General features: G+C 43.8%; 9 protein-coding genes. 3 read left to right on the forward strand and 6 right to left on the reverse strand.

Features of this window, described 5'->3' with window-relative positions; translation table 11 throughout:
• Positions 1 to 68 precede the first annotated feature (68 nt).
• The 4 genes from bcp to BDE36_RS10600 all read right to left on the reverse strand — a co-directional run bounded on the left by bcp (position 69) and on the right by BDE36_RS10600 (position 3,645).
• Complete coding sequence (bcp, locus tag BDE36_RS10585) at positions 69 to 533, reverse strand: thioredoxin-dependent thiol peroxidase (RefSeq protein ID WP_141814826.1); 465 nt, start codon at positions 531 to 533, stop codon at positions 69 to 71.
• 4 nt (positions 534 to 537) lie between these two features.
• A complete protein-coding gene (locus tag BDE36_RS10590; protein ID WP_244939613.1) occupies positions 538 to 2,271 on the reverse strand; it encodes a M23 family metallopeptidase in 1,734 nt (577 codons plus the stop codon).
• Positions 2,258 to 2,869, reverse strand: a complete 612-nt coding sequence (locus BDE36_RS10595; RefSeq protein WP_141814827.1) for a fumarylacetoacetate hydrolase family protein — start codon at positions 2,867 to 2,869, stop codon at positions 2,258 to 2,260. The genes BDE36_RS10590 and BDE36_RS10595 overlap by 14 nt, the downstream gene beginning before the upstream one ends.
• A 206-nt stretch (positions 2,870 to 3,075) precedes the next feature.
• Positions 3,076 to 3,645 (reverse strand): T9SS type A sorting domain-containing protein, encoded by a 570-nt coding sequence (locus BDE36_RS10600; RefSeq protein ID WP_141814828.1) that lies wholly within the window; start codon positions 3,643 to 3,645, stop codon positions 3,076 to 3,078.
• A gap of 224 nt (positions 3,646 to 3,869) precedes the next feature.
• Between BDE36_RS10600 and BDE36_RS10605 the strand changes: the two genes are divergently transcribed.
• Positions 3,870 to 5,816, forward strand: coding sequence for a KUP/HAK/KT family potassium transporter (locus BDE36_RS10605; RefSeq protein ID WP_128770538.1), 1,947 nt, complete (start codon positions 3,870 to 3,872; stop codon positions 5,814 to 5,816).
• 141 nt (positions 5,817 to 5,957) lie between these two features.
• Positions 5,958 to 8,354, forward strand: coding sequence for an ABC transporter permease (locus tag BDE36_RS10610; RefSeq protein ID WP_161973448.1), 2,397 nt, complete (start codon positions 5,958 to 5,960; stop codon positions 8,352 to 8,354).
• 9 nt (positions 8,355 to 8,363) lie between these two features.
• Here the strand turns inward: BDE36_RS10610 and BDE36_RS10615 are convergent, their stop codons facing one another.
• Positions 8,364 to 10,094, reverse strand: a complete 1,731-nt coding sequence (locus tag BDE36_RS10615; RefSeq protein WP_141814829.1) for an amino acid permease — start codon at positions 10,092 to 10,094, stop codon at positions 8,364 to 8,366.
• 155 nt (positions 10,095 to 10,249) lie between these two features.
• A complete protein-coding gene (locus BDE36_RS10620) occupies positions 10,250 to 10,912 on the reverse strand; it encodes a hypothetical protein (RefSeq protein ID WP_141814830.1) in 663 nt (220 codons plus the stop codon).
• A gap of 719 nt (positions 10,913 to 11,631) precedes the next feature.
• Between BDE36_RS10620 and BDE36_RS10625 the strand changes: the two genes are divergently transcribed.
• On the forward strand, positions 11,632 to 12,612 hold the full coding sequence (locus BDE36_RS10625; protein ID WP_128771481.1) for a hypothetical protein: 981 nt from the start codon (positions 11,632 to 11,634) through the stop codon (positions 12,610 to 12,612).
• Positions 12,613 to 12,705 lie beyond the last annotated feature (93 nt).

Below are 12,705 nucleotides of genomic sequence, written 5' to 3' on the forward strand. Positions count from 1 at the left end.
TTTGTTTGTTAATGGACAATGGACAGTTGAAAATGGACAATTATTTATCAACTGTCCATTATCAATTATCAATTGTCAATTAACTCAAGCACCTGCTGTGAGGAATTCGCAGTATCAACCTTGCTGATAATCTTGCGAATGCTGCCATCTTTCGCTATAACGAAGGTTTTGCGGGCAGTACCCATGTACTTCTTGCCATACATATTTTTCTCAACCCACGAACCATATGCCTCGACGATCTTCTTTTCATCGTCTGAGATTAAGGTAAATGGCAGATCATACTTTGCCGAAAACTTCTGATGCGATTTTTCATCATCAGTGCTCACACCGATAACCACATAACCCTGTTGCTGAAGGGCCTGATAATTATCCCTGAAATTGCATGCTTCGGCTGTGCAACCCGGTGTATCATCTTTAGGATAAAAATAAAGAATTACATCTTTACCAGCATGGTCGCTAAGAGAAACACTTTTGCCATTCTGGTCTTTTGCTGTGAAATCAGGAGCTTTATCCCCTTCTTTTAATTCTGACATAGTTTTACTTATAAAATATAGCGTTAAACGTTCTGGAATTCATCATCATATCAGTAACCACCAATTGAAAATGATGTTTTCCGGGAGCGGTTTTATCATCAAAAACATGCCACAGGCTGGCTGTTTTCGGATCAAATTCCATCAATACCCATTGCCCGTCTATTGTTCCGTTGAACGATCGGATGCCTGAAAGGTTGTCTGAGATCTTAAAGCTAATCTTGCTCAGTTCCTTCATCGACTTGCCTTCGCTGATGTTGACAGGCCGGATCGAGGGAGGAATTGTATCGACGGTAATATAAAAATCGCCGAAAACCCGCGGATTCCCTTTGACATAACCGTTCTCATAAACTCCGCCCTGTGATATACCTCTTGAATCAACAATCAACGCCTTACGATGTAAATGAACTGGTAGGGTAGAGTCGGCCTTAATCCAGAGTTCATAATTGCTGTGCAGCGGAATTAGCCTGGTATGCAACTTATGAACAGGCGAATAGGTGCCACGCTTCCGCGGCGTCAGCTGGTACCGGAAGTTGATATCGCTATACAATACTCCCTTAGGGAAAACGGCCCTCATGGCCTGGGTACTATATTCATTCGCCTGGTTATACAGAAACTTTTTTACACCAGGCTCTTCCTTTGATTCAATTACAGACTGCCGGTTATACTTTATCTTAAATTCCAGCGTACTGGTGTTTCCTTTTGCGTCTTTCACAATATAGGTCATATTGTGAATTTTATCGTCTGTTACATTAATTAAGCCTCGGTTTACCGCGGTTTTGTAGATGCCGAGAGGATTGCCGGGTTCAATAAAACTTTTTTGAATGGTTCTGCCATACAGAAGAAGTGATGGATAGTCAATATGAGAATTAACTGCCCTGCTGTTGTTAAATGCAAAGCGTTCCATGGCCGATAGAAAGATGGTAACGCTGTCCATCTTCAACTCAATCGAATAAACGCCGTTCTTATTGCCGGCCGGTTGGGGATCATCAGTGATGATTCCGAATCCAACATCACCGCTGTAATTAATTACGGGCGACTGGTATAGGCGATATTTACCTCCGGCTCCTGTAATCCTGAAATACTGCCTCGGCGTATTTTCGCTGAAAGGCTGTCCGTTTAGCCGGTACATATACAGTCCCCCGATACTAGGTTTAATCCTGTCGGGTATATCTATCCCAAAGAGCTGCGGATTTATTATCTCCTCGGTTTTACTATCTCTTACTTCAAAATGAAGGTGCGGACCGCCGCTGCTGCCAGTGTTGCCCGACCAGGCAATGACTTCGCCTTTTTTTACAGGGATTTCTATAGCCATTAGCGGAAAGTCAACATCATACGATTGCCGTCTGTATTGATAGTCTTTCATTACCCTTTCGATCCGGCTGTTAAAACGTTGGAGATGAGCGTAAACAGTGGTGTAGCCATTGGGGTGATTGAGGTAGACGGCATTTCCAAAACCGCCCACCTGTACCCTGAGCCTCGACACAAAGCCATCTGCTACAGCATATACAGGGTAGCCTTCTCTCTGGTTGGTGCGATAGTCTAAGCCCGAATGAAAATGGCCGCTTCTGATTTCTCCGAACGATCCTGCCAGGGAGGGAGGCAATTCAATAGGGGGTATAAAGTCAGTTGCAGGGTACTTGTTACTCACTGGAATGTCCTGAGCGGATGCAGTGATTGCCAAAAACAGAAAGGATGAAGCGAATTGTATTTTTCTAAATATGTGTCTATTTAATCTCAAAATCAAGCAGTTTTTCGTTCTCAATATAACCGTTAAGCCGGTCGCCAATACTTACTTTACCAACCCCTTCGGGAGTACCTGTAAAGATTAAGTCTCCCTTTTTTAAAGTGATGTATTGCGAAATGAATGCAATTAAGCGTTCAAACGAAAAAAGAAGGTCTTTTGTGTTGCCTTTTTGAACAAAATTTTCGTTCAGGGCCAGGCTAAAGTTAATGTTGTACAGATCGGCGAACTGGCTTTTAGAAATAAAGCGGCTTACAGGAGCCGAATTATCAAAAGCTTTGGCAAGTTCCCAGGGTAGTCCTTTTTCTTTATGTTTCTGCTGAATATCACGGGCAGTAAAATCGACCCCCAGACCTATTTCATCGAAGTAATTTCCTGCAAACTTTTCCGATATGTGTTTGCCCTCCTTTGAGATCTTTAACACCACTTCAACCTCGTAATGAACATCTTCAGAGAAATCAGGATGATAAAATGGACTGTTATCCTTCAAAATAGCAGTATCAGGCTTCATGAAAATAACAGGTGTAACAGGAACAGGATTGTTTAACTCTTTGGCGTGCTCAGCATAATTGCGCCCTACAGCAATAATCTTCATGAAGCGAAGGTAAGAGATAATGTTCCGTGTTGCAAGTTGTACGTTGCGGGTGGTGAGATGTTATGGGTTATGAACGTTTTAAATTATGAACTATTAATTATTAATTATTAATTATTAATAATTAATTGGCTGCAAGAATAATCAATCGTTAGTAATTAGAAGTTTTGGTAAACGCCTCACAACCTTCAACCTTACCTGCAACCCAATTACAAAACAGAGATTCGCTTTATAATAGTTTCGTTGCCTGCGATCAATCGTATGAAATAATAGCCGCTGTTAAGTCTCGACGTAATGGCGAAGCTATGGTTCTGTTCGCCTGAAGGCAAACGCTGGGATAGTAAAGTCGCAATTTCATTCCCCAGAACATCCATGATTTTGATAGTCACATTCGCGTCTTTGCTCAGAGTATAGGAGATATTTATCTGATCTTCAACGGGATTGGGGAATACTTTAACGTTACTTAATGCTTTAAAATCAGGAGCAGCAACTTTTTGCGGAGAAGCAGCGGATGAAGCTGCACTGCCAGATCCTGATCCGGAAGAGGCGCTGCCTGACGGCCGGGAGCTTATGGGTTTAAAGGGAATTATGCTGATCCCTACATCATTCCTGGAGGGCCTGTTGGGCCGCGTATCTGTGATTTTGCTTGCAGAACGTTGAATTCTTCTTGTAGAATCCGCTAACCCATTCTTCAGCACAACAAAACTTCTACTATCAAAAGCCCTGGCTCCTAACAGAATAAAGTAAAACGATATAGCTAACAAGTAAAATTTTTTCATCCTTTATCTCCTCAACAAATCTAATAATTAAAACATAATTTAGAGTACTTAGAAGGCCTATTTAACAAAATTTAACAAAATGTTGTATGTACTTATACGAGAGCGCGATAATAAAGTAACAAAGTACTTGATTTTCAGTTTCAATTAATTTTTAAAACTACTGATAAACGCCGTTGTTTAATTGTCTGGCATATCTTACTTTTGTGCCCGGTTAAAAAAATAGAGTGGCAAATCATAAAGACATTCACAAACTCTCCGGAGCAGGACTGCTGATAAGTTTAGGGATTATATACGGAGACATAGGCACTTCCCCTCTGTACGTTTTTAAAGCCATCATCGGAGAACGCGAAATAACCCCTGATCTGATACTTGGAGGACTTTCCTGTATATTCTGGACCCTTACTTTACAAACGACCATTAAGTACGTAATAATCACCTTAAGGGCCGATAATAGGGGGGAAGGTGGTATATTCTCACTCTTCTCGCTTGTGCGGCGCCGGGCCCGCTGGCTTGCAATCCCCGCGATGATAGGGGGCTGCGCACTGCTGGCTGATGGGATCATTACCCCTCCAATTACTGTTTCGTCGGCTATTGAGGGACTTGGACTAAAGTATCCCGGACTTCCAACGGTTCCCATAGTCATCGCTATTATAACAATTCTCTTTGTTATTCAGCAATTTGGTACATCGCTCGTAGGAAAAACGTTTGGCCCAATCATGTTTCTTTGGTTTACCATGATGGGGGTTCTCGGTTTTGTATACGTTTTGCAATTCCCTGAGATCGTTAAGGCGCTGAATCCATATTATGCATGGCATTTACTCACTTCTTCTCCTGACGCGTTTATTATCCTTGGCGCCGTATTCTTATGTACTACAGGAGCCGAAGCTTTATATTCAGATCTTGGACATTGCGGGCGGGAGAATATACGTATCAGCTGGATATATGTAAAAACGTGTCTCGTGCTCAATTATCTCGGACAAGGCGTTTGGCTATGGCAGAGACAGGGCACTATGCTGAATGCAGATATCAATGAAAATCCGTTCTATCAGATAATGCCCGACTGGTTCCTGATTTTTGGTATTGCCATTGCAACTGCGGCTGCAATTATAGCCAGCCAGGCGCTTATCTCCGGTTCGTTTACGCTTATTTCTGAAGCGGTGCGGCTCAATCTGTGGCCAAAGGTAAAGATCAATTATCCCACAATACAGAAAGGGCAGTTATACGTCCCTTCTATGAACTGGCTCCTATTAACAGGATGTATCCTCGTCATGCTAATATTCCAGGAATCGGCCAGGATGGAGGCTGCTTACGGACTGTCGATAACGGTTGCTATGCTGATGACTACCATCCTGGTGGCGGTGTATCTTTACCGTAAAAGATTGCCTTTTTATCTGATTGTGATATTTATTACGATATATGGAATAATAGAGCTCACTTTCCTCGCTGGTAATATGGTGAAATTTACGCATGGCGGATGGTTTAGCTTATTAGTCGGATCTATTCTTTTTTCCGTCATGTGGGCGTGGTCCAGTGCCCGGCGGATAAAAAACAGATATGTCAAATTTGTTGAAATAGAGGACTATTACGACATAATAAGTGAGCTTAGTGAGGACGAAAGCGTCCCGAAATACTCGTCCCAACTGGTATACCTCACCAGTGCAAATTTTAAATCTGAGATAGAGTCGAAAATTATGTATTCTATTCTTCAGAAACAGCCGAAGCGCGCCGATCTGTACTGGCTCGTGCATGTAGATGTAACCGACGAGCCTTACACAACAGAATACAAAGTTGATTTTCTGGTTCCGGGCAAATTAATACGGATCGATTTTCGTTTGGGTTTCAGGGTAGAACAACGCATCAATATTCTTTTCAGGCTCGTTGTTGAGGAGCTTGTAAGGAAAGGAGAAGTTGATATCACTAGTAAATATCCCTCACTAAATAAGCATAAGATTGTAGGCGACTTTAAATTTGTTGTTTTAGAGAAAGTGCTGTCCCGCTCCAATAAGTTACGTCTTATGGAACGCTTCATTATGGCATACTACTTCATTCTTAAACATGTAGGACTTTCGGAAGAAAGAGGTTTTGGACTCGATCTTAGCTTTGTTACGGTAGAAAAGGTTCCTTTGATCGTTTCCACAGCCGAAGATATCAGGCTGAAGAGAATTGATTAAGGGAGCGGTATTAAATTGTTCGTTATCAGACAACTGGTGTACATAAATGAACAGTTAAACCATATAAACAGCCTCAAATATGCTCCTGCAGCCATGGCGCCGTTCTTGAGCAGGTACCTTGTTCTGCTTAAATTGAGGATCATGCTGAAAAATAATATTATCGTTGCCTGGCGGAGTTTCTTTAAAGATTCATTTTATTCCCTTCTTAACGTAATCGGCATAGCTATCGCCATAGCTGCCTTTATGCTCATCATTAATTATGTAAGATACGAACATAGTTACGAGAGCTTTCATACGAAAGCAGATAATATCTATCGCGTCACATTGGATCTCTATGAAGGAAAGCAATATATTGTTACTGACTGCGAAACCCATCCCCCTCTCGGGCCACTTCTGAAAACTGAAGTGCCGGAAGTGATCGATTATGTAAGGATACAGAGAACTGAAGAACTTCCGGAAGTAAGTCACAACGGTAAGTTTTACAAAGTGGACAGGCTGTATGCAGCCGATCCTTCTCTATTCAACGTATTTAGCTACCGGCTTATTGATGGGGACCCGTCTACGGCACTTAGTTTGCCCATGCAGGCAGTAGTTACAGAAACACTGGCCCGCAGGATATTCGGTACTACCGATGTAAAAGGAAAAGTATTGAAAAGCGGCGAGCGGGTGTTCTCTATATCGGGAGTAATGGAAGATCCGCCTCTCAATACCCATCTCAAGTTAGATATGTTACTTTCATTTAGCTCACTCGCGAAGATGGGCTGGGATTTAAACAGCTGGAATGGGAATAATAATTATACATATCTTTTATTGCGGTCCGGTATTAACCTGGCATCTTTTAACAGCAAGCTGCAATCAGTTACTAAAGAAAAAATAAGAAACAGACAATATGTTGCGGAGCCGGTTAAGGACATTCATTTGAAGTCACATAAGACATTCGAGCCGGAGGTAAATGGAAATAAGAAAACTGTTGATTTTCTGCTGATAACAGCAATACTGATCTTGATTATCGGATCGGTAAATTACGTAAACGTCGCCACTGCGCGCTCGGCCGAAAGGTTAAAAGAAGTGGGAGTACGTAAAGTGTTAGGCTCGTCGCGCATTCTGCTGATTAAACAGTTTATGACCGAAACGCTGCTGACAAACCTCTTTGCTTTTATGATATCGGCTTTGCTGATCCGGCTTACGCTTCCAGCATACTTAAATCTGGTGGACAGGCCTGCTGATACAGCTTTTTTTGCCTCTAAGACTTTCTTTTTAAGTTATGCGGCACTGTTCCTATTCAACTGCCTTTTGTCGGGTATGTACCCCGCCCTGGCACTCTCCGCCACAAAACCGGCGAGTGTAACTAATCGAATGTTTACCAGCTCAGGGAAGAGCGATCTGTTGAGGAAGGTGCTTGTAACAGGACAGTTCACTATTGCCCTTGTGGTTCTTACAGCTTCCTTCATTGTGTTCAGGCAGTTATCCTATATGCGGCACCAGGATCTGGGGGTGAACGCCTCTCAAATCCTGACGATCAGAGCTCCATTCAATAATGAGCAGGATTCCGTCAGCCGCTACCAGAGTTTGACGTTTAAAAATTCACTTATGCAGTTGCCCGGGGTTGAAAAAGTCGCAATTTCAGGCGCTCTCCCGGGACTGAGCCTGCATGAACTCTCTACTATGACATCGATAACACGTTATGGCTCTGTTGCCGGGAAGGGATATAATTACTATATGTACGGCATTGACGCCGATTTTATTCCGGCCATGACGATAGAGATGGCTGCGGGGAGAAATTTCCGTCCGGGACTGCCTAACAAAGACGAGGTGGTCATTACAGAAGAAGCTTCCCGCCTGATGGGATTTAAAAATGCCAAAGAAGCGGTAGGAGAGAAACTAAGCCTTACCTTATCACCGGATGCTAAATTTTCAACAATCATCGGGGTAATGAATGATTATCACCAGCAGTCATTAAAGGAGTCGCTGCTTCCCATGATCCACTGGTACCAGGACAGAGCTGGTTTTTTTTCTGTGAAGATTGCCAGCTCGGATATACCAGGTCTTATAAGCAAAGTGAAGGCAGTTTACGATCAGCAATTTCCCGGACATCCAATTGAGTATCACTTCTTAGATGATATGTTCGACCAGCAATATAAGGCGGATCAGCAGTTTGGCAAAATTGTAAGCATATTCTCTGCATTAACGCTGTTTATTACCTGTCTTGGACTACTCGGATTAGCAGCTTACAGCATCAGCCGCCGCACAAAAGAGATAGGGATCCGTAAAGTAATGGGAGCTTCAGTCTCAGACATCACGAGGCTACTTTCCGTAGATTTTATAAAGCTCGTGATGATCGCAATATGTATTGGCACTCCCATTGCAGCATACGTAATGAGCCTTTGGCTAAACGGCTATGCTTACCGGCTCTCGCTTCAATGGTGGATGTTTATACCCGCTGCAATTCTGGTAATGGTTATAGCAATCCTCGCTGTTAGCTTTCAATCGGTAAAAGCAGCACTGATGAATCCTGTAAAATCATTGAGGTCGGAATAAAGGTCACAATTAACTTAATCTTTTTAGCGTTTTCCCAAGTTTACTATTTCTATAACCATAGCCAAAATAAACAAGCAATCCGAGGCCCAGCCAGATCAAAAACCTGAGCCAGTTGGTATAGCCGAGCTCGGTCATCAGATAAAAGCAGCTTAGCAACCCCATTACGGGGATGAGCGATAATCTCTTTATAAAGCACAATACAGTAATAACGATGGAAACCAGTATAAACAGGAAATAGGGGAGTGTGTCCTTATAAGTATGCCAGTCGCCTGAGTATGTGAATAATCCCGAAACAGGCTGCCAGAATACGATCAGAGCCCCGATGAACAAGCCCGGAATGATATATCTCGAGTTGATATAAGGTATCCGGAACCGTCCTTTTTGTAATTGTTCGTCCTTGTCGAGCACCAGAACACCGCCGCATACCAGTACAAACGCAAACAACGTACCTATGCTCGTAAGATCCGTCACTTCTGTGAGGTTCATAAAAAGAGCCGGTACCGCCACCACAATCCCGGTTACGATGGTAGAGAATCCGGGTGTTTTGTACTTTGGATGTATTTTCGAAAATGCCTTTGGTAACAAGCCATCTCTGCTCATACTCATCCAGATGCGGGGTTGCCCCATTTGAAAGATCAGCAGAACGCTGGCAGTAGCGATCACAGCGCTTATGGAAATAATGTAACTGATCTGATGCAGTCCTACCCGCGCAAATACAAAAGCAAGAGGGTCGCCCACAGCAAGTTCCTTATAATTCACCATTCCGGTAAGAACGAGGGCGATGAGGATATAGAGCACCGTACAGATCACCAGCGAATAGATCATGCCTTTGGGGAGATCTCGCTGCGGGTTCTTACATTCTTCGGCGGTTGTAGAAATCGCATCAAATCCTATATATGCAAAGAACACGCCCGAAACGCCTCTCATAACGCCTCTGAAACCGTTTGGCATAAAGGGGCTCCAGTTTTCGGGAGTGATATAAAAGCAACCCAGAACAATAACCGCGATGACGATCCCTATTTTAAGGATTACCATCGCATTCGTGGCACGTTTTGTTTCCCTGATACCAATATAAACGAGATATGTTATCGCGATTACAATGGCTAATGCAGGAATATCAGCTATAAGCTTAAAATGGCCGATCCCCGGCGCTGAACTCCACGCTACGGCCTGGCGCTGAAGCTGAGAGGTGATCTCCGAAATATTTCCGGCTGCCGTGAGCTGCTGTATCTTCTCATGAGCCCTGAAAGCCGACAGGTAATCCATTGTAAGGTATTCTGGGATGTGAATATGGAATCCCTCCAGCAGGTTGGTGAAGTATTGGCTCCAGGAAATTGCAACGGCGATATTCCCGATTGCATACTCCATGAGTAAATCCCATCCGATGATCCAGGCAATCAGTTCGCCAAACGAGGCGTATGCATAAGTATAAGCACTACCTGATACCGGTATTCTCGCGGCAAACTCAGCATAGCACAAGGCAGAAAAACCACAGGTCACAGCTGTGAGTACGAAAAGAATGGTAACTCCCGGGCCCCCGTGAAAGGCAGCTTCCCCTATAGTAGAAAATATTCCGGCTCCAATTACAGCCGCTATACCCATGAAGGTTAGATCCCGTACTCCTAGTACTTTTTTTAATCCCGACAAGCCCGATCCGTTGCCTTCGCCATCACTATAACCACTTTCTACATCGGAGAGAATATTTGAAAGAGGCTTTTTGCGGAAGTAGTTTTTCAACATGCAGTTTCCTGATAATTTTATGTTTTAATAAATCGGCCAAACATAAAGAATATTTGAAAAAAATATAAAAGTTGAGGACTAAAAAATCAGAAATAGCCTCGTTCATGGGTTTTTTCTGATTTTTAGTCCTCAAATAAGATTGTTATAGCGTTTTTCTAAATTCTTCGTCGCCTTCGTCTCATTATAATTAAGATAACGACGATCACCACTAACAAAAGACCTCCGCCTATCATCATTAAGTTCATGCTGCCAGCCGGCTTTTTCCCGTTAGTGTTCTCTGGTTCAGTAAACTGGGTTGCTACGTCGGCTTCCGGAGGGATCCTGATGGAATTGAAGAATGTTTCAGACTCACCTTTAGCGTACTGGGCATGTATCTCCTTATAAAGAAACTGAAAGGAGTATGTAGCGCTGTTTTCGTGAAGAATGCGGATGTTCCGGTATTGTTTGCCGCTACCGCTGTCCACCTCAAGAGTGAAGTCTTTAACATGCAATTTTCCCAGAAGAGTATCCCGTTCGTTACTGACTGTACCCTTTGACGTGGAGCTTATTCTCTTGACAAAGTCGTCGTAATAGCTGTTCAGGTGCTTTACCTTCTCGATGTCGGGAGTACTTACCGGGTTGTCAGGTTGTTTCGTGATGATGATATTGCCGAACGATGTCGACGCGTTAATTACGGTTTGCCCCAGGGTATCAGTCTTCTTAAAGCCAGGTGGTAACGACACCTGAACTGAATCATCAATCTTTACTGGTTTCCAGCTCTGTGCAACTGTTGCAAGAGAGTAGAATATAAATGTGTATATAAGAAATAGCTTTTTCATTCCTTTTTAACCTGCAAAACGGAAAAAAAGTTTTTGAGACGCCTTTTGCGGCCCATCTATAAACCTTCCGGTACCAGAGATTTTTTAAAATGAAAATACGAATTGATTTTTCCGTTATCTCAAGTTAACTTAGCGAAACATTCATCGTCCTTAACTACATTTCCTGACAACATCCCGCAAATCATTACCTAAACTGTACCTGCTCCTGCCCCTCGCTGTACCATGTTCTCCATGAGTCTTTTGTGTACCCATAGTGCGAGCATAGAGAGTCCACGTCTAAAGGTTTTTATGTGGACTTTCTATGGGTTAAATAAAGGTTCTGTAGACTTTCACAGATAAGAAGGCTCAGAGAAGGGACGGCCATGACGCAGGGCAGCTCAGTAAGATACAGGAAGTAAAGAGGGACGACTGGAAACAGGAGTTGCGAAGTCTTCCTGATCCCGTTTCTTTGGTTGAAGGCGAACCTTTATTCGCCATTTAGGGTTTTAAGTTCGTACTTAACCCGGATCATAAACCTGCGACTTCTTTACAAAGTTACAAAAACAAGCATCAATACGAGTGGCACAACAAAATGAAAAAGTTGATATATATCAACTTCTAATTTGAAATATTCTTGCAAACTTTACTTAAGTAAACCCTTTCAGCTCCCGGCCATAAAATCTTGTCATACTGATGGCTGACCGCTGAAAGCTGAAAGCAAAAAGTAAAGACAAAAAAGAATGGCAACAATAGACAAACAAGGGCGGGTGCATGGTAAAGCCGGCCCGCTGGTGTACCGCACCATCGGAGAGATTAACGTTGTGCAGAGCAGGCCACGACGGTTCAAGCAGACACAGGCAACGCGCGAAAGCGGCATTGAGTTCGGCCTGGCGAGCAATACAGCACGGATAATGCGTGAGGCGCTCTGGCCTGTTTTTTATTCGCCGGATAAAGGGATGGTGAACCGCTTCACCTCCAGGATACTTAAATGCATCCGCGGAAGCCAGACAAAGGGCAGGGGAGAGCGTGACCTTCACGACGGCGACCTGAGCTACCTGGCAGGGTTCCAGTTCAATAAGAATTCGTCCTTGCAGCAAGCACTTCAGGTACGGCCGGAAGTACAGGTAGCAGCAGACGGCAGGCCGGAGGTAAGGGTACCGTCCTTTAACAGCTACCACGACATCCGCTGTCCGATGAACCGCTACAGCGGCATTACACTGCGCTTAACGGCCACGGCCTTTCATTTCCGTGCAGGATACTACGAACACCTTGCCAGCCGGGATGTCTGGGTAGATTACGGGGCAACGATGCCCGGGCAGGTATGGAAGGTAGAGAAGGAACTGCCGGCAGGCAGCATTGTACTGGTGACGGTGTCGCTGATCATGTCGATGAACAAGACCTTTTCGGACCAGACACTGAACACAAAGGACTGGAGCCCTGCGGAGATCCTCTATGCGGTGCAGGTACCTCAGGGGGAGGAAGATGTTCAGAAACCGGAGTTCACGTATACAGGAGACCCCTATGAGAAGAAGCCGCTGAACGCCTACCGCGGAGAGGCAACTCTTTCTTTGATCCAGCGTATCCGGGAAAAGGTGCAGAAGGCCGAGGTAAAGAAAGATGCGGCCCTTTATGAGAAGGTAGAAAAACTCCGACAGCAGATCCTTCAGGAATCTCCGCCATCTGGTCCTCCGGCTTTGCCCGAAGGGAAGATCCGGTTTTAAGGTGCGGCTAAATGCTATTGCTATTGCAGATATATTGTTTTATATTTATAAAACGGGAATTCAACAATACCTTGCTACGGACCTAATCAATTA

Origin of the sequence: Arcticibacter tournemirensis, assembly GCF_006716645.1 — a bacterium.
Lineage (GTDB): Bacteria > Bacteroidota > Bacteroidia > Sphingobacteriales > Sphingobacteriaceae > Arcticibacter > Arcticibacter tournemirensis.

Excerpts from the sequence above, each read along its gene's own strand:
- BDE36_RS10595 (WP_141814827.1), bottom strand. The coding sequence starts at position 2,869 with ATGAAGATTATTGCTGTAGGGCGCAATTATGCTGAGCACGCCAAAGAG.
- BDE36_RS10615 (WP_141814829.1), bottom strand. The coding sequence starts at position 10,094 with ATGTTGAAAAACTACTTCCGCAAAAAGCCTCTTTCAAATATTCTCTCC.
- BDE36_RS10610 (WP_161973448.1), top strand. The coding sequence starts at position 5,958 with ATGCTGAAAAATAATATTATCGTTGCCTGGCGGAGTTTCTTTAAAGAT.
- BDE36_RS10620 (WP_141814830.1), bottom strand. The coding sequence starts at position 10,912 with ATGAAAAAGCTATTTCTTATATACACATTTATATTCTACTCTCTTGCA.
- BDE36_RS10625 (WP_128771481.1), top strand. The coding sequence starts at position 11,632 with ATGGCAACAATAGACAAACAAGGGCGGGTGCATGGTAAAGCCGGCCCG.
- bcp (WP_141814826.1), bottom strand. The coding sequence starts at position 533 with ATGTCAGAATTAAAAGAAGGGGATAAAGCTCCTGATTTCACAGCAAAA.
- BDE36_RS10600 (WP_141814828.1), bottom strand. The coding sequence starts at position 3,645 with ATGAAAAAATTTTACTTGTTAGCTATATCGTTTTACTTTATTCTGTTA.